The organism is Streptomyces sp. SAJ15, assembly GCF_007595705.1.
Taxonomy (GTDB): Bacteria; Actinomycetota; Actinomycetes; order Streptomycetales; family Streptomycetaceae; genus Streptomyces.
This window is the reverse complement of the sequence record NZ_NISY01000002.1, coordinates 78,122-100,231: the sequence shown is the minus strand read 5'-3', so window position 1 is coordinate 100,231 and position 22,110 is coordinate 78,122. Positions and strand designations below refer to the sequence as shown.

15 protein-coding genes are annotated in these 22,110 nt (G+C 73.5%); 5 read left to right on the top strand and 10 right to left on the bottom strand.

All coding sequences use genetic code 11. From position 1 onward, the window contains the following. Positions 1-42: 42 nt before the first annotated feature. Both CD790_RS05990 and CD790_RS05985 read left to right on the top strand, forming a co-directional pair. Positions 43-1,905 carry a sensor histidine kinase gene (locus tag CD790_RS05990; RefSeq protein ID WP_144381998.1) on the top strand — a complete coding sequence of 621 codons (1,863 nt, stop codon included), beginning with the start codon at positions 43-45 and terminating at the stop codon, positions 1,903-1,905. Further along, on the top strand, positions 1,902-2,723 hold the full coding sequence (locus CD790_RS05985; RefSeq protein WP_260867364.1) for a response regulator: 822 nt from the start codon (positions 1,902-1,904) through the stop codon (positions 2,721-2,723). Before CD790_RS05990 ends, CD790_RS05985 begins: the two co-directional genes overlap by 4 nt. A 13-nt stretch (positions 2,724-2,736) precedes the next feature. Here CD790_RS05985 and CD790_RS05980 read toward each other — a convergent pair whose 3' ends face one another. From CD790_RS05980 to CD790_RS05970, 3 genes are all read right to left on the bottom strand, one after another. Beyond that, positions 2,737-4,332 (bottom strand): cation acetate symporter, encoded by a 1,596-nt coding sequence (locus CD790_RS05980; RefSeq protein WP_144381997.1) that lies wholly within the window; start codon positions 4,330-4,332, stop codon positions 2,737-2,739. After that, on the bottom strand, positions 4,329-4,778 hold the full coding sequence (locus CD790_RS05975; protein ID WP_260867363.1) for a DUF485 domain-containing protein: 450 nt from the start codon (positions 4,776-4,778) through the stop codon (positions 4,329-4,331). The genes CD790_RS05980 and CD790_RS05975 overlap by 4 nt, the downstream gene beginning before the upstream one ends. 483 nt (positions 4,779-5,261) lie before the next feature. Continuing rightward, a complete protein-coding gene (locus CD790_RS05970; RefSeq protein WP_144381995.1) occupies positions 5,262-7,385 on the bottom strand; it encodes a type IIA DNA topoisomerase subunit B in 2,124 nt (707 codons plus the stop codon). A gap of 444 nt (positions 7,386-7,829) precedes the next feature. Between CD790_RS05970 and CD790_RS05965 the strand changes: the two genes are divergently transcribed. Beyond that, entirely contained in the window at positions 7,830-8,060 is a 231-nt protein-coding gene (locus tag CD790_RS05965) for a hypothetical protein (protein ID WP_144381994.1), read from the top strand. A 494-nt stretch (positions 8,061-8,554) separates the two neighbouring features. Here the strand turns inward: CD790_RS05965 and CD790_RS05960 are convergent, their stop codons facing one another. The 6 genes from CD790_RS05960 to CD790_RS05935 form a co-directional block, all read right to left on the bottom strand. Beyond that, entirely contained in the window at positions 8,555-9,388 is an 834-nt protein-coding gene (locus CD790_RS05960; protein WP_144381993.1) for a trypsin-like serine protease, read from the bottom strand. Between the two features lie 274 nt (positions 9,389-9,662). Continuing rightward, a complete protein-coding gene (locus tag CD790_RS05955; RefSeq protein ID WP_186318896.1) occupies positions 9,663-11,219 on the bottom strand; it encodes an RNA polymerase sigma factor in 1,557 nt (518 codons plus the stop codon). A 462-nt stretch (positions 11,220-11,681) separates the two neighbouring features. After that, positions 11,682-12,569: a FadR/GntR family transcriptional regulator gene (locus tag CD790_RS05950; RefSeq protein WP_186318895.1), complete on the bottom strand. Its 888-nt coding sequence runs from the start codon at positions 12,567-12,569 to the stop codon at positions 11,682-11,684. Between the two features lie 1,207 nt (positions 12,570-13,776). Continuing rightward, positions 13,777-14,538 carry an NUDIX domain-containing protein gene (locus CD790_RS05945; protein WP_144381990.1) on the bottom strand — a complete coding sequence of 254 codons (762 nt, stop codon included), beginning with the start codon at positions 14,536-14,538 and terminating at the stop codon, positions 13,777-13,779. A 109-nt stretch (positions 14,539-14,647) separates the two neighbouring features. Further along, a complete protein-coding gene (locus CD790_RS05940; RefSeq protein WP_399217015.1) occupies positions 14,648-16,717 on the bottom strand; it encodes a glycogen debranching N-terminal domain-containing protein in 2,070 nt (689 codons plus the stop codon). A gap of 101 nt (positions 16,718-16,818) precedes the next feature. Then, complete coding sequence (locus CD790_RS05935) at positions 16,819-18,168, bottom strand: DUF4192 domain-containing protein (RefSeq protein WP_144381989.1); 1,350 nt, start codon at positions 18,166-18,168, stop codon at positions 16,819-16,821. Between the two features lie 111 nt (positions 18,169-18,279). On the opposite strand from CD790_RS05935, the gene CD790_RS05930 reads away from it, so the two are divergent. Both CD790_RS05930 and CD790_RS05925 read left to right on the top strand, forming a co-directional pair. Next, positions 18,280-20,466, top strand: a complete 2,187-nt coding sequence (locus CD790_RS05930; protein WP_144381988.1) for a RecQ family ATP-dependent DNA helicase — start codon at positions 18,280-18,282, stop codon at positions 20,464-20,466. A gap of 215 nt (positions 20,467-20,681) precedes the next feature. Further along, positions 20,682-21,368 carry a hypothetical protein gene (locus tag CD790_RS05925; protein ID WP_144381987.1) on the top strand — a complete coding sequence of 229 codons (687 nt, stop codon included), beginning with the start codon at positions 20,682-20,684 and terminating at the stop codon, positions 21,366-21,368. 106 nt (positions 21,369-21,474) lie between these two features. On the opposite strand, the gene CD790_RS05920 is transcribed toward CD790_RS05925, so the two are convergent. Next, complete coding sequence (locus CD790_RS05920) at positions 21,475-22,092, bottom strand: hypothetical protein (RefSeq protein WP_144381986.1); 618 nt, start codon at positions 22,090-22,092, stop codon at positions 21,475-21,477. Between the last annotated feature and the right edge of the window lie 18 nt (positions 22,093-22,110).

The following is a 22,110-nucleotide window of genomic DNA, read 5'->3' as shown; positions in this document are numbered from 1 at the left end:
GCGCGGGCACCCCCCTTGACGCCGGGCCTTACCGTCGTACGCATGAGCGATGCGATACCGCACCGGTCGCGCGCCGCCGCCCGCCGACGGATCGGGTGGCCCCGACCACGGCGGGTGTTCTCCCAGGTCCTGCTGATGCAGCTGACCATCGCGGCCGGGGTCACCGTGCTGGCCACCGGCCTGTTCCTGGCCCCGCTCAGCTCCCAGCTGGACGACCAGGCGATGCGCCGCGCCCTGGCCATCGCGCAGACCACGGCCGCCCGGCCGGAGCTCGCCGACGCGCTGCGCGACGCCGGGCGGCCCGCCGCCGACGGACCGGTCCAGGCGGCGGCGGAGCGCGTCCGGCGGGTCACCGGGGCCGAGTACGTCGTGGTCATGGACACGCGCGGGGTGCGCTGGTCCCACCCCGACCGGGCCCAGATCGGCCGGCCCGTCTCCACCGACCCCAGCGCCGCCCTCGCGGGGCGGGAGGTCATGCAGATCGACACCGGGACGCTGGGTCGGTCGGCGCGCGGCAAGGTCCCGCTGCGGGACGACGACGGGCGCATCGTCGGGGCGGTCTCGGTCGGCATCGCGTACGAGAGCGTCCGGGACCGGCTCGTCGGCGCCGTGCCCGGGCTGCTGGCGCACGCCGGTGGCGCGCTCGCGGTCGGAGCGCTGGCCGCGTACGCCGTGGCCCGCAGGCTTCGGCGCCGCACCCACGACCTGGCCTTCTCGGATATCTCGGCGCTGCTCGCGGAGCGCGAGGCGATGCTGCACGGCATCCGGGAAGGCGTCGTCGCGCTGGACGCCGGGGGCCGCATCCGGCTGGTCAACGACGAGGCCCAGCGGCTGCTCGATCTGCGCGCCGAGCACACCGGGCGGCCGTTGGCGGAGGTGCTGCCGCCGGGCCGCACCACCGATGTGCTGGCCGGCCGGGTCACCGGCGCCGACCTGCTGACGGTCAGCGGCGGCCGAGTCCTGGTGGCGAACCGGATGCCCACGGACGACGGCGGGGCGGTGGCCACCCTGCGCGACCGCACCGAGCTGGAGCGGCTGGGCAGGGAGCTGGACGGGACGCGGGGGCTGATCGACGCGCTGCGCGCCCAGGACCACGAGCACGCCAACCGCCTCCACACCCTGCTCGGACTGCTGGAGCTGGGGCTGCACGAGGAGGCGGTGGAGTTCGTCACCGAGGCGGTGGGCGTCCACCGAGCCACGGCCGAACAGGTCACCGAGCGGGTGCGCGACCCGCTGCTGGCCGCGCTGCTGGTCGGCAAGGCCACGGTCGCGGCCGAGCGCGGCGTGTCGCTGCGCCTCACACCCGGCACCCTGCTGCCGGACCGACTGGTCGATCCACCGGGCCTGGTGACCGTCCTGGGCAACCTCGTCGACAACGCCATGGACGCGGCGGCCGGATCGGCGGACCCGCTGGTCGCGGTGGAGCTGCGCGCCGAGGGCCGCACCGTGGTGCTCACCGTCGGCGACACCGGGCCGGGAGTCCCGGCCGGACGACGCGAGCTCGTCTTCACCGAGGGGTGGTCCACCAAGGAGCCGCCCGCCCACGGCAAGCGGGGCATCGGGCTGGCGCTGGTGCGTCGGCTCGCGGAGCGGCAGGGCGGCAGCGTGACCGTCACCGACCGGGTGGGCGGGGGCGCCGCGTTCGCGGTCGTCCTGCCGGAGGCGCTCACCGACGCGCGTCTCGAGACGCAGGGCGAGGCACCACCCGAGGCGCTGCCCGAGGCACCGCCGAAGCCGCCTGCCGCGGCGCCCGACCGGGTGCCGGGGGACATGTCGCCCGCGGCCGTGGCTCGCGCCGTACCCGCTCAGGGCACGGCCCCCGCCACCCCGCCCCCGGTGCCACCGTCCCCGGGCCAGACACCGAGCGCTTCGTGGAACGACGCGCTGACCGAGGAGCCGCGATGATCAATGTGCTGATCGTGGACGACGACCCGCGCGTGGCCCGGATCAACGCGGCCTACGTGGAACGGATCCCCGGCTTTCGGGTCGCCGGGCGGGCGCACTCGGCGGCGGAGGCGCTCGCCTTCCTGGAACGCGGCGGCCCCGGCCCGGAAGCCCGCGGGAGCACTTCTGAGCGCCACGAGACCGCCTCGGAAGGCTGGGGGACCACTTCTGAAGGCCGCGAGGCCACTCCTGAACGCCACGAGACCACCTCGGAAGGCCGCGGGACCGCCTCGGAAGGCTCGACGGCCCAGGTCGACCTGGTGCTGCTCGACCACTATCTGCCGGACGGAACGGGGCTCGCGCTGGTCACGCGGCTGCGGCAACTCGGCCACCACACCGACGTGATCATGGTGACCGCCGCCCGCGACATCGCGACCGTACGAGCGGCCATGCGCCACGGGGCGCTCCAGTACCTGGTGAAGCCCTTCACCTTCGCCGGGCTGCGCGCCAAGCTCAACGGATACGCCGCGCTGCGCCGCACCCTGGACGGCGGCGGCGAGGCCGAGCAGGAGCAGGTGGACCGGATCTTCGGCGCCCTCTCCGCCGTCGGCCCGCCGGACCTCCCCAAGGGTCACTCGGCGCTCACCGCCGACCGGGTGCGCGAGGTGCTGCGCGACGCGGAGGGGCCGCTGTCGGCGCAGGAGGTCGCCGAGCGATGTCGGCTCAGCAGACAGACCGCACAGCGGTATCTGAAGCTCCTGGAGCGGGCGGGGCGGGTGAAGCTGAGCCTGCGCTACGGCGAGACGGGGCGCCCCGAGCACCGCTATGTGTGGGTGTGACCCTCTGCTGGGCTCACGCCGCGCCCGCCCCGGTCAGGGCCCGCACCTCCGTCTCGGCGTGTCGGGCCGCGTCGGCCGGCTCGGGTGAGGTCACGGTGCCCAGCCAGCCGGCCAGGAAGCCGAGCGGGATGGAGACGAGGCCCGGGTTCTGGAGCGGGAAGAGATGGAAGTCCACCCCGGGGAAGAGGGCTTCCGGAGCTCCGGAGACCACCGGCGAGAACACCATCAGCGCCACCGCCGGCAGCAACCCGCCGTAGACCGCCCACACCGCGCCGCGCGTGGTGAACCGGCGCCAGAACAGCGTGTAGAGCAGCACCGGCAGATTGGCGGAGGCGGCGACCGCGAAGGCGAGGCCGACCAGGAAGGCCACGTTCAGGTCCCGCGCCAGCAGCCCCAGCCCGATCGCCGCCACTCCCACCCCGGCGGCCGCGACACGCGCCACGGCGACCTCGCCGGCGGGCGTACGACGGCCGCGGCGGCCCAGCGTCGCGTAGAGGTCGTGGGCGACCGCCGCCGAGGAGGAGAGGGTGAGTCCGGCGACGACGGCGAGGATGGTGGCGAAGGCGATGGCGGCGACGACCGCGAAGAGCACCGTGCCACCGGTCGAGTCCGCGCCGCCGCCGAGGTCGAGCGCGAGCAGCGGGACGGCGGTGTTCCCGGCCGGGCCGGTCGCCCGCACCGCGTCGCTCCCCACGATGGCGGCGGCCCCGAAGCCCAGCACGATCGTCATCAGGTAGAAGCCGCCGATGAGGCCGATGGCCCAGACCACCGAGTGGCGGGCGGCGCGGGCGGTGGGCACGGTGTAGAAGCGCGACAGGATGTGCGGCAGCCCCGCGGTGCCCAGGACCAGCGCCAGGCCGAGGCTGATGAAGTCCAGCCGGGCGACCCAGTCGCCGCCGTACTTCAGGCCGGGCGCGAGGAAGGACCGGCCGTGGCCGCTGCGTTCGGCGGCGGTGCTCAGCAGGGCGCCGGGGTCGCCGTGGAAGCGCAGCAGGACCAGGACGGTCAGCAGCCCCGCGCCCGCCATCAGTAGCACAGCCTTGACGATCTGGATCCAGGTGGTGGCGCGCATGCCCCCGAGCGAGACGTAGACGATCATCAGGGCGCCGACGCCGACCACCGTCCAGGCACGCGCCGGGCCGCTGTCGCCGCCCAGCAGCAGGGCGACCAGGCTGCCGGCGCCGACCATCTGGGCCACCAGGTAGAGGACGCAGACGACGACCGAGGAGGTGCCGGCGGCGATCCGGACCGGGCGCTCCCGCAGCCGTGCCGCGAGCACGTCGGCGAGGGTGAAGCGGCCGCAGTTGCGGACGAGTTCGGCGACCAGGAGCAGGACCACGAGCCAGGCGACCAGGAAGCCGACGGAGTAGAGCATTCCGTCGTAGCCGAAGAGGGCGATGAGGCCGGAGATGCCGAGGAAGGACGCGGCCGACATGTAGTCGCCCGCGATGGCGAAACCGTTCTCCAGAGGGGAGAACAGCCGCCCGCCCGCGTAGAACTCCTCTGGCGATCCCCGGCGACCACGGCTCACCCAGGTGGTGATCGCCAGCGTGACGGCGACGACCGCGATGAAGAGCAGCAGCGCCAGCGTCTGGTGGTTGCCCGTCATCCGCGGCCCCGCTCCCCTCGCGCCGTCTCGGCGGCCCCCTGGGGCGCCGCACCGCCCAGAGTTCCGGTCAGCTCCTGGGTCACCCAGCGCAGTTCCAGGGCCGGTCCGTCTCGACGCAGCCGCGCATGGCGGGCGTACGCCCAGGTCAGCAGGAAGGTGGTGGCGAACTGGGCGATCCCGGCGAGCAGTCCGACGTTGCACGCGCCCACCACCGGACGGGCCATCAGGCCGGGTGCGGTGGTAGCGGTGATCACATACGCGAGGTACCAGGCGAGGAAGGCGAGCGAGGCGGGGAGCACGAAGCGCCGGTAGCGGCCGCGCACCTCCCGGAACGCGGCGCTGCGGTGGACCTGTCGGTAGGCCGCTGCCCTGGCGTCATCGGCCTCCTCGGCTCCGTCGCCACCCGGGGGATCGTGAGGGCCTGGGACATCATGGGCATTTTCCACCCGAACTCTCCTTGGTTCGGCGGCGCGTCGCCGCGTGCCCAAGGATGGACAGATCGGAAAGATCCCGGACGCTTCACCATGGAACCTCACACCATTGAGTGAAGGCCGCCCCAGAGCTCGGCTCCGGGGCGGTCGAGGTCCGGGGCGAACCCGCCGGCGCGCACGGGCGCGTCGAGCTCCCTCCGCCCGCGTGGATGCGCGCCAGGCGCACCCCGCCGACGCACGGAGGCGCATCGGGGGCACCCGGCCACCGCGCGGAGGCGCCCCAGGCGCGTCCGGCTGCCATACGGAGGCACGCCAGGCGCACCGGCCACCACCTGCCGCGGACAGCCGCGCCGGACGCGCGGCCACCGCCCGTGGACGCGTCCAGGCGCCCCAGCCACCCCGCAGGGACAGGTGCCCCCGGCCATCGCGCAGGGACGTGTCAGGCGCGTCCGGCCACCGCGCGGTGGCGCCCGAGGCGCGCCGGGCGCGCACGGCGCGTCAGGCGTCGATCCGCGAGCGGTCCAGCGTCGCCGCCGAGTTGGTGATGAACTCCTTGCGGGGCGCGACCTCGTTGCCCATCAGCAGGTCGAACGCCTGCTCCGCGGCCTCCAGGTCGCTGATGTTGATCCGCCGCAGGGTGCGGTGGCGCGGGTCCATGGTGGTCTCGGCGAGCTGGTCGGCGTCCATCTCACCCAGACCCTTGTAGCGCTGGATGCTGTCCTTGTAGCGCACGTTCTTGCGCTGGAGCTCCAGCAGGGTCTCCTGCAGCTCGCTGTCGGAGTAGGTGTAGATGTACTTGTCCTGCCCCTTCTTGGGGTTGGACAGCTCGATCCGGTGCAGCGGCGGCACGGCGGAGAAGACCCGGCCCTGCTCGACCATCGGCCGCATGTAGCGCTGGAAGAGGGTGAGCAGCAGACACCGGATGTGGGCGCCGTCGACATCGGCGTCGGCGAGGAAGATCACCTTGCCGTAGCGCGCCTGGTCGATGTCGAAGGTACGGCCGGAGCCCGCCCCTATCACCTGGATGATGGCGCCGCACTCGGCGTTCTTGAGCATGTCGGAGACGGACGACTTCTGCACGTTGAGGATCTTGCCGCGGATCGGCAGCAGCGCCTGGAACTCGGAGTTCCGGGCGAGCTTGGCGGTGCCCAGCGCCGAGTCGCCCTCGACGATGAACAGTTCGCTGCGGTCGACGTCGTCGCTGCGGCAGTCGGCGAGCTTGGCGGGCAGCGAGGAGGACTCCAGCGCGGTCTTCCGACGCTGGGCCTCCTTGTGCTGCCGGGCCGCGATGCGCGTACGGGCCGCGGCCACGACCTTCTCCAGGACGGCGCGCGCCTGCTGCTTGGCGTCCCGCTTGGTGGAGGCCAGGAACGCCTTGAGCTCCTTGGCGACGACGTTGGCGACGATCCGGGAGGCGGCCGAGGTGCCCAGCACCTCCTTGGTCTGCCCCTCGAACTGCGGCTCGGCCAGCCGCACGGTCACCACCGCGGTGAGGCCCTCCATGGCGTCGTCCTTGACGACGTCGTCCTCGGCGACCCGCAGCAGCTTGGCCGAGCGCAGCACCTCGTTGACGGCCTTGGTGACCGAGCGCTCGAAGCCGGAGACGTGGGTGCCGCCCTTGGGGGTGGCGATGATGTTGACAAAGGACTTCACCGTGGTGTCGTAGCCGGTGCCCCAGCGCAGCGCGATGTCCACGCCGAGCTCCCGGGTGACCTCGGTGGGGGTCATGTGGCCGCGGTCGTCGAGGACGGGGACGGTCTCCTTGAAGGTGCCCTGGCCGGTCAGCCGCAGCACGTCGCAGACCGCCTTGTCCTGCGCGAGGTACTCGCAGAACTCGCTAATGCCTCCGTCGAACCGGAAGATCTCCTCCAGCGGCGGCTGTCCGTCGAGCCCACGCTCGTCCCGGACCACCAGGGTGAGGCCCGGCACCAGGAAGGCCGTCTGGCGCGCCCGCGCGTGCAGGTTTTCCAGGGAGAGCTTGGCGTCCTTGAGGAAGATCTGCCGGTCCGCCCAGTAGCGGACCCGGGTGCCGGTGCGGCCCTTGGGCACGCGCTTCCCCTTGAGCAGGCCGTTGGACGGGTCGAACGGAGCGTCGGGGCCGGACTCGGTGAAGATCCCGGGGACGCCACGGCGGAAGCTGATGGAGTGGGTCTTGCCGTCCCGGTCGACCTCGACGTCCAGTCGGGCGGAGAGGGCGTTGACGACGGAGGCGCCGACGCCGTGCAGACCGCCGGAGGCGGCGTACGAGCCGCCGCCGAACTTGCCGCCGGCGTGAAGCTTGGTCATCACAACCTCGACGCCCGACAGACCGGTCTTGGGCTCGACGTCGACCGGGATGCCACGGCCGTTGTCCCGCACCTCCACCGAGCCGTCGTCGTGGAGGATGACCTCGATGCGGTCGCAGTAGCCGCCGAGCGCCTCATCGACCGAGTTGTCGATGATCTCCCAGAGGCAGTGCATCAGACCGCGACTGTCGGTGGACCCGATGTACATACCGGGGCGCTTGCGGACCGCTTCCAGTCCTTCGAGGACGAGCAGGTGCCGCGCGGTGTAGTTGGAGCCGCCCCGGTCTGCTCCGGTCAGCAGCGCAGTGGAAGGCACGGACGTCTCGGCGGCGGTCACGCGGTTCGCTCCTCGCTGAATTTCTGGATGGCCCTACTCCGGGCACGGTGGTGGCTGGGTCGCCTGTGAGAGCGTACCGAGGCTTGATAGAGCCTTTGTGCCGCCACCCGTCAGAACGACCATGGTAGTCGAGGGTCGATCGTACGTTCGATCCCTCTTAGGGGTGACGCATACATCACGTTCCCTTCCGGGCATGAACCATTTAGGCTCCGGGCACGTCCTCAAGCACAACCGGCAAGCCAGCCGGGAGGGCAAAACCGACAAAGAGCAACAAGAGCGAACATGAACCCGTAAAACACAGCAATACGGCTCATTCGCCGCCAACCGTCACCATTCAGTCGACTCTGAAGGAATTTTCGAGGAAAAGCCGCGAGCGGGAACGTTTTCGGCCTGGTTGGATGTTGACCCTGGTACGACAGCTCGTCGAGCTAGAGAAGAGGCGACGTGACTACTGTTCTGACCCCCGCGAGCCCGCTGACGGCCGCTGACCGCTGCGACCGCTGCGGCGCCCAGGCATACCTGCGCGTCGTCCTGATGAGCGGCGGCGAGCTGCTCTTCTGCGCCCATCACGGGCGCAAGTTCGAGCCGGAGCTCAAGAAGATCGCCGCGGAGATACAGGACGAGACGGAGCGACTCACCACCGTCCCGGCGTCCGCGACCGACGACGAGCGCTGAGCGGCACCGACCCTTCGTTTTACACGACGAGCGAGACGTTCCGGCCGAGAGGCCGGGGCTCGGGCGGCCGTCCCCGCGACCGGGGGCGACCGCCCGTTCTCGTTTCCGGCCCACGGCGCCCTCCGGTCGGCGGCCTGGGTGCGAACCCAGGCCCAGGCTCACGACCCAGGCCCAGCTCGGCCTCGGGCCTCCGAGCCGCGGTCCGCCCTCCGGACCAGGACCCGGACCTGCGACCCGGCCCCGCACGGAGGCACCCACGACCCGATGCCGGCCGAGGGCGGCGGCACCGATTCCGGCCCGGCCTCAGTCGATCCGAGGCGGTCCGACCAGCCCGCGACAGCGCCGGCCCGCCTTGGACCACGAGACCCAAGGCCCCGTGGGGGCCACAAGGCCCCTCAGCGGGCCCTGACGGGCCCATCACGCCCCTGTCGGCGCCATCCGCGGCCAGCAGGCGCCGCGGGCAGCCCCAGGGCCCAGCAGGTCCGGCCGGGCCATCAGCCGTGCGCCGCCACCAGCGGGGCGACCGCGGAGATCCGCGTATAGACGCCCGGCCGACCCGCCTCGCCACAGCCACTGCCCCAGGACACCAGCCCGATCAGCCGGCCCCGGGCCACCAGCGGACCGCCGCTGTCCCCCTGGCAGGCGTCCCGACCCCCGCTGGGCAACCCGGCGCACAGCATGGAGGGTCGGTGGTAGGTGCCGTTCCGGGTGCCCGGATAGGCGCGCTCGCACACCGTGTCGTCGAGGACCTTGACGTGCGCCGACCGCAGCCCCGCGGCATAGCTGCCGTTGCCCCGCATGTCGCCCCAGCCGTAGACCGCCGCCGCGGTGCCCGGCTGGTACTCCGTGCCCCCCGCCTCCGCTATCGGGATCACCTTGGAGATCGGCAGGGGACGGGAGACGGTCAGCACCGCGACGTCCCAGGCGTTGGTGAAGGTGTCATAGGCCGGGTTGATCCACACCCGCTGCAGCGGGACCTCCTCGCCGTCGTCGGCCCCCAGATCGCCACGGCCGGCGATCAGGCGCAGGTCGGGGATGTCACGCCAGTCCACGCCCAGCACATCGGTTCGCAGACAGTGCGCCGCGGTGAGCACCGTCCTGCGGCTGATGGCCACGCCGCCGCAGAACTGGCCGGAGCGGGCCGGGCCGAAGTGACTGCGGCTGGCCAGCGCGACGGTCCACGGGGCGTCGGCGAGGCGCACCGGGTGCCCTCCCACGACGACACGATCGGCGGCCGCCGGAGCGGACATGGCGAACAGTAGGGCGAGGGCGCCGAGCAGGGACGCCAGCGGGGCCGCCGCGAGGAGCGGACGGCGCGAGTTGCGCATACAACCTCCTGACGTTACGGAACGGTCTGCATACTTAGCGTTACCCAGCGAATCGCATCACGCATCTCGAACAGCACGTCCGCCGACGCCCGGGTGGCGGACAATCCTCGGCGTCGCGAGGTCGCCGGCAACGCCCGGCGTCACGAGGTCGCCGGCGATGAGGCCGGACCAGCCGTGATCGGACAACGCGAAGGCCGGGCTCCCAGGGGAGCCCGGCCTTCGCGGGGATCATCGCGCGACGTGCCCGTCAGGCACTGATCGTCGCGCCGGTCTGTCAGTCGAGGTAGTCGCGCAGAACCTGCGAACGCGACGGGTGGCGCAGCTTGGACATCGTCTTCGACTCGATCTGGCGGATGCGCTCACGCGTCACGCCGTAGACCTTGCCGATCTCGTCCAGCGTCTTGGGCTGGCCGTCGGTGAGGCCGAAGCGCATGGAGACCACGCCCGCCTCGCGCTCGCTGAGCGTGTCCAGAACGGAGTGCAGCTGCTCCTGGAGCAGCGTGAAGCTGACGGCGTCGGCCGGGACGACCGCCTCGGAGTCCTCGATGAGGTCACCGAACTCGCTGTCGCCGTCCTCACCGAGCGGGGTGTGCAGAGAGATCGGCTCGCGACCGTACTTCTGGACCTCGATGACCTTCTCCGGGGTCATGTCGAGCTCCTTGGCCAGCTCCTCCGGGGTGGGCTCGCGGCCCAGGTCCTGGAGCATCTGGCGCTGGACGCGCGCGAGCTTGTTGATGACCTCGACCATGTGCACCGGGATACGGATGGTGCGGGCCTGGTCGGCCATGGCGCGGGTGATCGCCTGCCGGATCCACCAGGTGGCGTACGTGGAGAACTTGTAGCCCTTGGTGTAGTCGAACTTCTCGACCGCGCGGATCAGACCCAGGTTGCCCTCCTGGATGAGGTCCAGGAAGAGCATGCCGCGGCCGGTGTAGCGCTTGGCCAGGGAGACCACCAGACGGAGGTTGGCCTCCAGGAGGTGGTTCTTGGCCCGACGGCCGTCCTCGGCGATGATCTCCAGCTCGCGCTTCAGCTTCGGCGCCAGCTTGTCGGCGTTGGCGAGCTTGTCCTCGGCGAACAGGCCGGCCTCGATGCGCTTGGCGAGCTCGACCTCCTGCTCGGCGTTGAGCAGCGGGACCTTACCGATCTGCTTGAGGTAGTCCTTGACCGGGTCGGCGGTGGCACCGGCCGCGGCGACCTGCTGCGCGGGGGCGTCGTCCTCGTCCTCGTCGGAGAGCACGAAGCCCTGGGCCTCGCCCTCGCCCTCACCCTCGCCCGGCTTGCCGGGACCGGTGACCTCCTCGAGCGGCTCCTCGCCCTCGAGCAGGTCGTCCGCGTCCTTCTTGGCGGCGGTCTTCTTGGCCGTCGTCTTCTTGGCGGCGGTCTTCTTCGCCACGGCCTTCTTCGCCGTGGTGGTCTTCTTCGCGGCGGCCTTCTTGGCGGGCGCCGTGGCCTCGTCGGCCGTGTCCACGCCGCCCTCGGCCGCGGCCGAGGTGGTGGTGACGGCTGCGGTCTTCTTGGCGGTGACCGTCTTGGTGACGGTCTTGGTGGCGGTGCGCTTCGCCGGACTCTTCGCTGCGACGCTCTTGCGGGTGCGCTTGGGCGCCTCTGCGGCACTGACCATCAGCGTCACACCCTCCTCGTCGAGGATCTGGTTGAGGCTGCGCAGAACGTTCTTCCACTGGGTTGGCGGAATCTGGTCAGCCTCGAAGGCCCGGCGCACATCGTCGCCGGCGATCTGCCCCTCAGCCTTTCCCCGCTCGATGAGCGCCATGACAGACTCGGACTCGGCGATCTCCGGCGGGAGCGTACGGGATGTGCTGGCCGACACGAACAACCTCTCGGAATGATGGGAACGGCATCCGGCCCCGTCCTCGGAGGACCGGAGCCGACGACCGCCGGCAGGGATGAACCGGCGGCGGCGGGCGGAAGTGCAGAGAGATACAGCGTCGTAAGCGACCTTTGTATTCCCTCCGCGGCTACCACCTCTTTAGTCATCGCGCTGCCTCAAGGAGCGTTACGCCCAATCCTCGTGGCCCGAGTCACACCACAATCGCCGCGAATCCCGTCCGAAACGGACGAATCACACCGCGTCGCCGAATCCACCGAGACCCTGGAGCGGGCCTCGGAGGGGATCCGCGGCCGGATCCCCGGCCGGACCGCCGAGCGGCTCCCGACTCGGGCGCCGACCCGGCTCCCGGGTCGGCTCCCCGGGGGGATCCCGGTGCGGACACCGCGATGGATCCGACGACGCCGTCTCGTGCGCGTCCGTACGCATGCGCGTGGGGCCGGTTCAGTGCTCGCGGGGCGCCGGCACCACGCGCTCGACCTCGGGGTGCACGGTCAGCAGTTGCCGCATGGCGCTCTCCGCGGCCGCGGCGTCACCCGCGCCGACGGCGTCGACGATCCGGCGGTGGTGCCCGAGGCCGGCCTCGGTGAGGCGGTCGCAGCCGGTGACCGGTCCGCCGGAGACGTGCAGCGCGGCGGCGACGATGCCAGCCAGGTGCTCCAGCATCCGGTTTCCGGCGACCTGGAGCAGCAGCGCGTGGAACTCGGCGTCCGCGCGAGAGAAGGTCAGCGAGTCGCCCTGAGCCAGCGAGTGACCCATGATCTCGACCATGTCGGCGAGCCGCTGCTGCACGTCCTCGCGGTTGTGCCCGGCGGCGAGGCGGGCGGCCAGCGGCTCGATCGTCCAGCGCAGCTCACACAGCTCGCGACGCTGGTCATCGCGCTGCGGGCCGAACGCCCGCCACTCGATGATGTCCGGGTCCAGCAGGTTCCAGTCGCTGACCGGCCGGACCCGGGTGCCGACGTTGGGACGGGCGCTGACGAGGCCCTTGGCCTCCAGGACCCGGAGCGACTCGCGGACGACGGTCCGGGAGACCTCGAAGCGCTGGCCGATCTCCTCGGGGACGAGCGGGCGGTCGGCGCCCAGGTCTCCGGAGACGATCATCTGCCCCAGCTGCTGGACGAGTTGGCCATGCAACCCGCGGCCTCGATTGCCGGCGGCGCGGCGCCCCACGCGGCCGATCTCCGCGTCGGCGCCCTCCCAGGAGGGGGCGCTGCCGCGGTCGGCACCGGGGCCGTCGGCGTAGGAGTAGCGGTCAAGCTCGCCCGAGCCGGCAAGTCCGGAATCGGCGGGGCGAGCCGCGGTCATCGTGGTGTGCGCAAGGGTACTCACGCATCCTTTGTCGGCGACGCTTCCGGACCCCTTGAGGTCTTTGGTGAAAAGCACACGAAAGGGTGATCGCCCATTACCTCACAATTGACGCCCAATCGGGCAGAAATGGCCACCCTCCAGGGGCCTTGGGCCTGGTCGCGCGGCCAGCGCCCGCCCTGTCCCCGCTCAGGCCCGTGACCGAGGGCGTACGGCGCGTGGGCAATGACGGGCGCGAGGGGCGTGCGCCGGGCCGCCCCCGCGGATCCGGCAACCGGAACGAGGCAATCGGCGTGAACGCCCGAGCCGGGCGGACCGAAGGTCCCGCCCAGAGGCGGAGGCGGCGTGCCGGCACCCGGAAACGCCGGAGCCGCCCGGGCCGCAGACGGCGGGCCTCGGGGCCTGCGGGGGCGGTGAGGGCTCCGGGGTTCGAGGAGCAGAGGCCCGAGGAGCGGGGTTCGAGGGGCAGAGGCGGATGAGCGGGGTTCAAGGGGCAGAGGCGGATGAGCGGGGGTTCAAGGGGCAGGGGCCCGAGGCCGAGGCGGGATCCGGGCCTGCGGCTGAGGAGCATCGACTGCGAGGCGGGCGCCGGCGAGGCGAGCGCGTTCGACACCCCACTGTGGGGCGACCGCGTCCGCCCCCCACTGCCGGGGGCGACCGCGTCCGATGCCCCACTGCCGGGGGCGACCGGCCGGCGGCGGGATCGGTAGGGCGACGGTCCGGTACGTGAACGGTGTGCCGGCGCGGCTGCGGCGTCACTTCGGTGCCGCCGCGGCGCCGCGCGAACGCCGGCCTGGCGGAGCGGCATGGCGGAGCACTGGGCGACCTCGCGTACCAGCGCCGCCGCGGCGACGGCCGGTGCGTGCGGACGACAGACCAGGAGCACCCGGAACGAGGCGGGGAGCCGTCCGGCGACGTCGGCGCGGTGCAGACGCCCCGCCGGTGCGGCGCGGAGAGACGACGGCACGGCGCGGAGGCCGACAGTGCGGCGCGGAGGCACGGCAGGCGGTGCGGAGGCCACGACAGCGCGGCGCGGAGACACGACAGCGCGGCGCCGAGGCCACAGCGGTGCGGCGCGGAGACCACGACAGGGCGGCGCGGAGGCACGAGGAGTGCGGCGCCGGGGCATGGGCAGGGCTCCGGGTGGGCGGAGGTCGCCCAGCCCCTCCCCGCCTCGTACGGCGGAGTCAGCGCACACGTCAAGGGCGGAGCGGGCGGGAGGGCCGCCCTGTCACACCTCGGGGCGCAGCATCGGCGGGTTCAGCAGCGTGGCGCCGCCGGCCCGGAACAGCTGTGCCGGGCGGCCACCCTGACGCGTCGTCGTCCCGCCGGTGGGCACCAGGAATCCCGGCGTGCCCGTGACCTTGCGATGGAAGTTGCGCGGATCGAGCGCGACGCCCCACACCGCCTCGTAGACCCGGCGGAGCTCGCCGACGGTGAACTCCTGCGGGCAGAAGGCGGTGGCCAGCGAGGAGTACTCGATCTTGGAGCGGGCGCGCTCCACGCCGTCGGCGAGGATGCGGGCGTGGTCGAAGGCGAGCGGGGCGGAGATCTCCGGATCCCGGCCGAACGCGCCGCTGGGGTCGAGCAGGGACTCCACCGGGGCCCAGCGCACACTGTGGGCGTCGCCCCCGGCACGCGGGGCCGGCAGGTCGGGCGCCAGCACCAGGTGGGCGACGCTCACCACCCGCATGCGGGGGTCGCGCTTGGGATCACCGTAGGTGGCCAGCTGTTCGAGGTGGGCCGCGTTCGGAGGGACCGGGAGGTCCGGGTCGTGGGCGAGCAGCCCGGTCTCCTCGGACAGCTCTCGCGCGGCGGCGGCCGAGAGGTCCTCGTCGGGCCGCACGAATCCGCCCGGCAGCGCCCATCGCCCCTGGAAGGGCGGCTCGCCGCGGCGGACGGCGAGCGCGCACAGCGCGTGCCGCCGCACGGTGAGCACGACCAGGTCCACGGTGACGGCGAAGGGCGGGAAGGCCGAGGGGTCGTAGGGCATAACGCGATCATAGTCGTCTTCCTGACGATAATCAGGCGCTTGACCGTCACGGCCGATGTGCGGGAGGTCGCGCCTCCCCGGCATTCCCGTCAGCGTGTTCACGGCTGTCTCACCCTCCCAACTGCAGTCCATCCGCGGCCTCCTCGACCATGCCCAAGCCGAGACGGCTGACCCTCAGGGCGAAGGGTTGCTCGGCCACGCGCAGGCCGGTGAACTGAACGGCACCCAGCGGAGCGGTGTGCATGGGCCGCACGGCCACGGACCCTCCGGGCACATCCGGGCGGACCCCGGCCGCCGTGATGAGCAGTTGCGCCGCCCCGGCGGCCGCGACCGCGGCCGGGCGGCAGGCGGCGGGGTGCGGCAGCGGGACGCCGCCGGTGACGCGCTGCTCCCCCGCGTACATCTCCGGCAGCCGGTGGCCGAAGTGCTGCGCGGCGTCGAGGGCGCCGCGCAGCAGGGCGCCCGCCTCCTTCTCATAGCCCGCCGCGGCCAGCCCCGCGACGGCCACCGCCGTCTCGTGGACCCGGACGGCGCCGCCGCGGTGGCCGAACGGGTTGTGTCCGGGCTCCTTGGCGCCGAGGCTGCGCAGCCCCCACCCGGAGTCGAGGGCGGGGCTGCCCAGCAACCGGGCCAGTTGCTCGGTGCGCGCCGGATCGAGCAACCCCGCGGCGAGGCGGCCGCCGCCGAGCAGTCCGGTATCGAGGAGGTGGGCCGCGGCCCCGCCCAGGTGCGCCACCGGCCGGCCGCCTGCGAGCAGCGCGGCGGCGGGGCGCCCGCCGGCGAGGTCGTCGATCCAGAAGTCCTCCCGGAAGCGTCCGCGCAACGCGGCCGCCCACTCGCGGGCCTGTGCCCCTCCCGGGCGGCCGTAGGCGTCGAGGAGGTCGGCGCCGAGCAGGGCCGCGCGGTGGGCGTGCGCCTGGGTCTCGCAGCGGTACGGCCCGCCCGGCGCCGGGTCGGGGATGAAGCCGCTCTCTCCTGCTGCCGCGAGCAACCAGCGCAGACAGCCCTCCACGGCGTCCAGGAGTGGCCCGACCTCGCGATCGGGCAGCCCCCAGCGGCGGGCTTCGGCCAGCACGACCGGGAACAGCAGGGTCGCCTCGACCCCCGTGCAGCCGGGCGGCAGATGCGGACCGCTGTGGCGCAGCGACCCGGGGATGTGGCCCGCGTCGGACCCGCGTCCCGTCCGCTGGGTGCGGGCCAGGGTGCGCAGCGTGCCGGCGGCGAGGCGGGTCCCCAGCGGGAGGGTGAGCCGGGCGGCCCACAGCGCCTCGGCGGGGGCCAGTCCGCAGCGCCAGGGGACGCCCGCGACCAGGTAGCTGTCGGCGGGGTGTCCACGGTCGCGCACGAGGAGGCCGCACAGGTCGCCGAGGGCTGTGCGCAGCAGGTCCTCGACCCGGGCGTCGTCGCCTTGGGCCCGCGCGGCCCGCCAGAGGTGCTCGGGGCTCTGCCCGGGCGGCGCGGCGGCGGGCGCGGCCGCCGCCGCGCCCATGGCCGTCGGGCGCGTGGCGGGCGGGGTCTCCAGTCGAACGCGCAGCTCGATGCTGTGGGCGGCACCGGGGTCGAGCTCCACGTCCCAGCGGAGCAGACCGGCGTGGGCCAGTGTGTCGGTGGGCGCGGGGTCGGCCGCCACCACCGCGTGTATCCCCCCGGTGGTGGCCCAGCGCATGCCGGAATCGTGGACGCTGCCGGGGAGTTCGGGCCCGGCCAGCCCGGTTCCGACCGCGGCGAGTTCGGCCAGGTCGGTGCCCACGGCCAGCTCCACGGGGAGTCTGACCGCGCGTGGGGAGGCGCTGCGCAAGGTGATCCGCTCGGTCCCGTCGGCGTGCCGCAGCCGCTCCACGCTCACCCCCGGGTCCGGTCCGGGATCGGCCGAGGTGCGCACCGTCGAGACGAAGCGGGCCCGGTCGGCGCCGACCAGCTGTCCCTGCACGGGGAGTGGGTCCTGCCCCGCGACCCGCAGCCGGCAGCGGGCCAGCACTCGGCGGCCGGACCTGTAGAACCCGTCCAGCCCCTGGCCGGTGAGTTGGCCGTGCTCGTCGGAGATCGCGAAGGCGGGCATCGAGACGCAGATCAGCGCCCGGTGCACCGGCTGCGGGGTGGGGGCGGCCCGTCCCGTGGCCGCCCGCGGCGGCGGGGCCGGGCGGCCGACCGTCGGGTCGGTGGGGACCATGCCCTGCATCCTCTGCCCTCCTGGAGAGATCACGGATTTCGACGGCCGTGGCCAATGGGTGAACGGCATGATCGGCGCACAGGTCACGCTGGGCGGCCCGAACACGGCCGTCAGCGGCGCCCGCGGCTGCCGCGCGGTCCTGTCCGGCGGGGCGGACGGGCCTTCCCGGTGGGGCGGTCGGCGGCTCGGGCCGCGCCCGCCCCGGGGCCGCTGGGCGCCGGTCGGCCCCGGCGCGCCTTGCGGCGGCTGCCGCCCGGAGGCCCGGCCGGCACGCTCAGCAGGGGCGTCGGCGCGCCGCGCTCCGTCTCCTCGTGCAGGGCGGTGTGCAGGGCGTGGTCGGCGCGCTCCTGCCGCAGGCACCGACGCAGCAGCTCCGGATCGAGCCCCTCGTTGCACGCCTGGTGCAACAGCCTGGCGAAGAGGTAGTCCGGGTCGGCGCGCAGGGCGCGGCTCAGCGCCACCCGCGCCGCCGGCTCGTCGCCGGTGGACCAGGCGACCCAGCCGGCGAGGGTGAGCGGTACCGCCGCGTGCTCCGTGTACGAACCCACGCAGCGGCGGGCCAGGGCCCGCCACAGCCGCAGCGCGGCCTCGGCGTCGGCGCCCTCCATCCACTGCGCCGCACGGTCGCGCGTGATGCGGTCCTGAAGGCCGATGATGACGTCAGCGGCCTTCCCCGGGTCGAGCAGGCGGTCGTCGCGGGCGTCGGCGGCGAGGGGGTCGGCGATGGGCGGCGCGGCGCGGAACCGCTCCACCAGTTCCCCCGCGAGGCGCAGCGTCTCCTCGCGCACGGTCGCGCAGTCGACGCCACCCAGGATCCTCGGAACCAGCTCGGCGCCCGCCGTGTCCAGGGCGTCCTCCTGCTCCTCGGCCAGCGGCGCGGCGAGCGGGGCGAGCCGCGCCTCCATCTCCCGCAGCGATCCGCGCACCTGGATGCCCGCGTAGGCGGCGGCCGCGGCCATCACCGAGGTGCCCGGGAGGCCGAGCGGCGTCCCGTCCGCGGGGCAGCAACGCGGGTCCGGGCAGCAGTACGACCAGAACCGCCCGTCGGACAGGCACAGCGCCTCGAAGACCGGCACGTCCAGCCGTCCGCACGCGGTGCGCAACTGTTGGGCCAGCGGCCGCAGCCGCTCCATCACGTCCCGTCCCGACTCCGCCTCCGCCGGGTCCTGGCAGAGGAAGAGGACGATGCCGTCCGGGCGGATCCCACGCCGCTCCCCGGCCGTCACCAGGGACTCGGCGAGCTGGTGGCTCACCTCCGGCCAGTCCTCGCGGGCGTCGGGGATGCCGAGCCTGAGCCGCCCGCCGAACCGGCCCTGCGGGCCGTGCAGGGCGGCGAGGACGATGCTGTCGTCGGGGTGGAAGCCCAGCAGATACGGGAGGGCGTCGGCGAGTTCCGCGGGGTTGCGGAGGGTGATCTCCTCCTGGCCGGACGGGACGGGCGATGCGTTGTGTTCGGTCATGGCAGGACGGTCCCGCGGCCCGGCATGATCGCACCACCCCTGTGGATAACGTTATCCACAGGCTGCCGAGAGCATTCGCGTGATGTCGGTGGCATCGGGTTGCATGGGGGGATGAGCAACGACGAACTCCGTGCCTCGGCAGACCGTGTCCTCGCCCGCCTCGTCGGGGACGCCACCGGCGCCGCCCGACTGCGCGAGGACCAGTGGCGGGCGGTCGAGGCGCTGGTCGCCGACCGCCGCAGGGCGCTGGTGGTGCAGCGCACGGGCTGGGGCAAGTCCGCGGTGTACTTCGTGGCGACCGCGCTGCTCCGCGAGCGCGGCAGCGGCCCCACGGTAATCGTCTCCCCGCTGCTCGCGCTGATGCGCAACCAGGTCGAGGCGGCCGAGCGGGCCGGGATCCGCGCGCGCACCATCAATTCGGCCAACACCGAGGAGTGGGACACCGTCCAGGCCGAGGTGGCCGCCGGTGATGTGGATGTGCTGCTGGTCAGCCCGGAGCGGCTGAACAACCCGGACTTTCGCGACCAGGTGCTGCCCAAGCTCGCCGCCGCCACCGGTCTGCTGGTCGTCGACGAGGCGCACTGCATCTCCGACTGGGGGCACGACTTCCGGCCCGACTATCGCAGGCTGCGCACCATGCTCGCGGAGCTGTCGCCCGGCGTCCCGGTGCTGGCGACCACCGCGACCGCCAACGCCCGGGTCACCGCCGATGTCGCCGATCAGCTGGGCACCGGCGGACAGCAGCCGGGGGCCGGGCCGGAGTCCTCGCGGGCCTTGGTGCTGCGGGGGCCGCTGGAGCGCGAGAGCCTGAGCCTGTCCGTGGTCTCCCTGCCGGACGCCGCGCACCGGCTGGCCTGGCTGGCCGACCACCTCTCGGACCTGCCGGGCTCGGGGATCGTCTACACCCTCACGGTCGCGGCCGCCGAGGAGGTCACGGCGTTCCTGCGGCAGCGCGGCCACACCGTCTCCTCCTATACCGGCAAGACGGAGAACGCCGATCGGCTGCAGGCCGAGGAGGATCTGCTCGGAAACCGCGTCAAGGCGCTGGTCGCCACCTCGGCGCTGGGCATGGGCTTCGACAAGCCCGACCTCGGCTTCGTGGTCCACCTGGGCTCGCCGTCCTCCCCCATCGCCTACTACCAGCAGGTCGGCCGGGCCGGCCGCGGGGTGGAGCACGCCGAGGTGCTGCTGCTTCCCGGGCGCGAGGACGAGGCGATCTGGCGGTACTTCGCCTCGCTCGCCTTCCCCGCCGAGGAGCAGGTGCGCCGCACCCTCGACGTGCTGGCCGCGGCGGACCGCCCGGTGTCCTTGCCGGCCCTCGAACCGCAGGTCGACCTGCGCCGCTCACGGCTGGAGATCATGCTCAAGGTGCTCGACGTGGACGGCGCGGTGCGTCGGGTGCGCGGCGGCTGGACGGCGACCGGACGCCCCTGGACGTACGACGCCGAGCGCTATGCGTGGGTGGCCCGGCAGCGCGAGGCCGAGCAGCAGGCCATGCGGGAGTACGCGACGACGGGCGGCTGCCGGATGGAGTTCCTGCGGCGGCAGTTGGACGATGAGACGGCCGCGCCGTGCGGGCGCTGTGACAACTGCGCGGGGGCTCGGTTCACCGCCGAGGTGTCCGCTTCGGCGCTCGACGCGGCGCGCGGTGAGCTCGGCCGGCCGGGGGTCGAGGTGGAGCCGCGTCGGATGTGGCCGACGGGGCTGCCCGCCGTCGGCGTCGACCTCAAGGGCCGCATCCCGGCGGGCGAACAGGCCGCCACCGGCCGGGCGCTGGGCCGGCTCTCCGACATCGGCTGGGGCAACCGGCTGCGCCCGCTGCTCTCCCCGCAGACCCCGGACGGCCCCGTGCCCGACGATGTCGCGGACGCGGTGGTCACGGTGCTCGCGGACTGGGCCAGGGGGCCCGGCGGCTGGGCCTCGGGAGCCCCCGACGCCCCCGCGCGTCCGGTCGGCGTCGTCACCATCGCCTCGCGCACCCGCCCGCGGCTGATCCAGTCCCTCGGCGAGCGGATCTCCTCGGTGGGCCGGATGCCCCTGCTCGGAACCGTGGGGTACGCGGACGCCGGGGCGGACACGCGTATTCCACGCAGCAACAGCGCCCAGCGGCTGCGGGCGCTGCACGGGGCGCTCACCGTCGATCCGGACCTGGCGGCCGCGCTCGCCCGGGCGGGCGGACCGGTGCTGCTCGTGGACGATCTGGCCGACACCGGGTGGACCATGGCGGTGGCCGCTCGCCTGTTGCGGCAGGCGGGGGCGGGAGAGGTGTTTCCGCTGGTCCTGGCGGTGCAGGGGTGAGCCGACGGAGCCATCGACGGGAACGCGCAGGAATATAGAGGCCACACCACCACATATCGGCCATCAGCGGCCACAGGCGCGTTGCCGCATGCCAGTGCGACCGAAAGAATGGAGTCAGCTTCCCATCCCCATTCGCCCGCGGTCCGCTGGGTGTCGTGGCGTGCTGCCCGTCGCACGCCCCGCGACCGACCGTGCGCGCAGACGAAGGGAGGACCGTGGCCCTCAGCTTCGCTCCGCCGCCATCCGCCGACCGCGCCACACCGCTGGGCCGGCTGCTCGAACCAGCCGAGTGGGCCGCCGCGAGCATCCCTTTGCTGCGCGATCCACGTGCAGTGATCACCGGCCTGCACGCGCGCCATCTGCCCACCCCCTCGACGGCGGTCGTCGCGGTCCTCGATCCCGAGGAACGCCTGGTGGCAAGCGCGTCCTTCAGCCGTGGGAACACCGCGGCCGACGGCTGGGAGTTCCGCAACGCGCTGCTGGACCGGCTGCGCAGCGTGATACCCCACGACCTGCGCCGCCGTAGACCGGTCCGCACCGCGGTGCTGCTCTACTGCCGTGACGGCGAAGGCCGCTGGACGGAGGAGGACGGGGCCTGGATGTGGGGCCTGCGAGACGCCTGCACCCTGCATGGGCTGCGCTGCGGGGCGTACATCACGCTCACCCCCGGCGGCTGGCAGGTGCTGGGCGAGGCGCGCGGCGGCAGGCGGCCGCACGCCGCCTCCGCTCCGGAGTGGACCGTGGATGCGAACGCCCCGGCCTCCTCCGCCGTCATTCCGCGCCAGGGCCGCCCCGAGAGGATGGCGAAGGGCTCCCTGGACACCGGGGGCGTCGCCCCGGCCGGGCTGGCCCGGTCCGGCGGCGGCGCGCCGGAGGCACACCGGCACACAGCCGCCCGGTGACGAGCGGCCCCGTCGGCAGGGGCCGCCGGACACCGGGCGCTCCGGCTACCGGGGGCTCGGTCCGGACCCGGACCGTCACACGGGTGGTGAGACCCTGCCGCCGGGGTCAGACGCCCGCGGTCATGAGGCTGTTGATCCGCTGCGGGTCCCCGCAGACGATCAGCAGCACCTTGGCACGGGCCATCGCCCCGGGCAGGGCGCGGGCGACGGAGGCGTCGGCACCACCGTTGACCGCGACGACCACCACTGGGCGGGACTGGGCGCGCGAGGCCTCGATGTCGGCGTAGAAGACGTCGTCACCGGCGTCGTGCTGCGCCCAGTACGAGTCCTCGCCGAACGACAGCTCGTGCGCGGCCCAGGGGTGCTGGTCACCGGTGGTGAGCACCAGGATGTCGCTCGGTGCGCGGCCGGAGTCCAGCAACAGGTCGACGGCCTCGTCCGCGGCGTCCAGCGCGCCCTCCACCGAGGCGGGGATCAGCTGGATCTGCGGAGTGGACGATGCCTTGGTGGGCGGTGCGGGCTTCGCGGCGTCGCCCCCGGCGCGCTGCGACGGGGGCGCGGCCGGACCGCGGTTCGGGCCCGGGGTGCCGGGGCGCCGCGGAACGGGCCGGGGTCCGGGACCGGGGACGGGACGGGGGGTCGGCACGGTGCGGCCAGCGGCCGGCGTCGCGCGGGGACCCGGGACACTCTCGTGAATCTGAGGCTCCTCGGGGAAGAGAGGCATGATCTGATATTTATCAAA

Excerpts from the sequence above, each read along its gene's own strand:
- CD790_RS05990 (WP_144381998.1), top strand. The coding sequence starts at position 43 with ATGAGCGATGCGATACCGCACCGGTCGCGCGCCGCCGCCCGCCGACGG.
- CD790_RS05985 (WP_260867364.1), top strand. The coding sequence starts at position 1,902 with ATGATCAATGTGCTGATCGTGGACGACGACCCGCGCGTGGCCCGGATC.
- CD790_RS05980 (WP_144381997.1), bottom strand. The coding sequence starts at position 4,332 with ATGACGGGCAACCACCAGACGCTGGCGCTGCTGCTCTTCATCGCGGTC.
- CD790_RS05960 (WP_144381993.1), bottom strand. The coding sequence starts at position 9,388 with ATGCGCAACTCGCGCCGTCCGCTCCTCGCGGCGGCCCCGCTGGCGTCC.
- CD790_RS05945 (WP_144381990.1), bottom strand. The coding sequence starts at position 14,538 with ATGCCCTACGACCCCTCGGCCTTCCCGCCCTTCGCCGTCACCGTGGAC.
- CD790_RS05940 (WP_399217015.1), bottom strand. The coding sequence starts at position 16,717 with ATGCAGGGCATGGTCCCCACCGACCCGACGGTCGGCCGCCCGGCCCCG.
- CD790_RS05935 (WP_144381989.1), bottom strand. The coding sequence starts at position 18,168 with ATGACCGAACACAACGCATCGCCCGTCCCGTCCGGCCAGGAGGAGATC.
- CD790_RS05930 (WP_144381988.1), top strand. The coding sequence starts at position 18,280 with ATGAGCAACGACGAACTCCGTGCCTCGGCAGACCGTGTCCTCGCCCGC.
- CD790_RS05920 (WP_144381986.1), bottom strand. The coding sequence starts at position 22,092 with ATGCCTCTCTTCCCCGAGGAGCCTCAGATTCACGAGAGTGTCCCGGGT.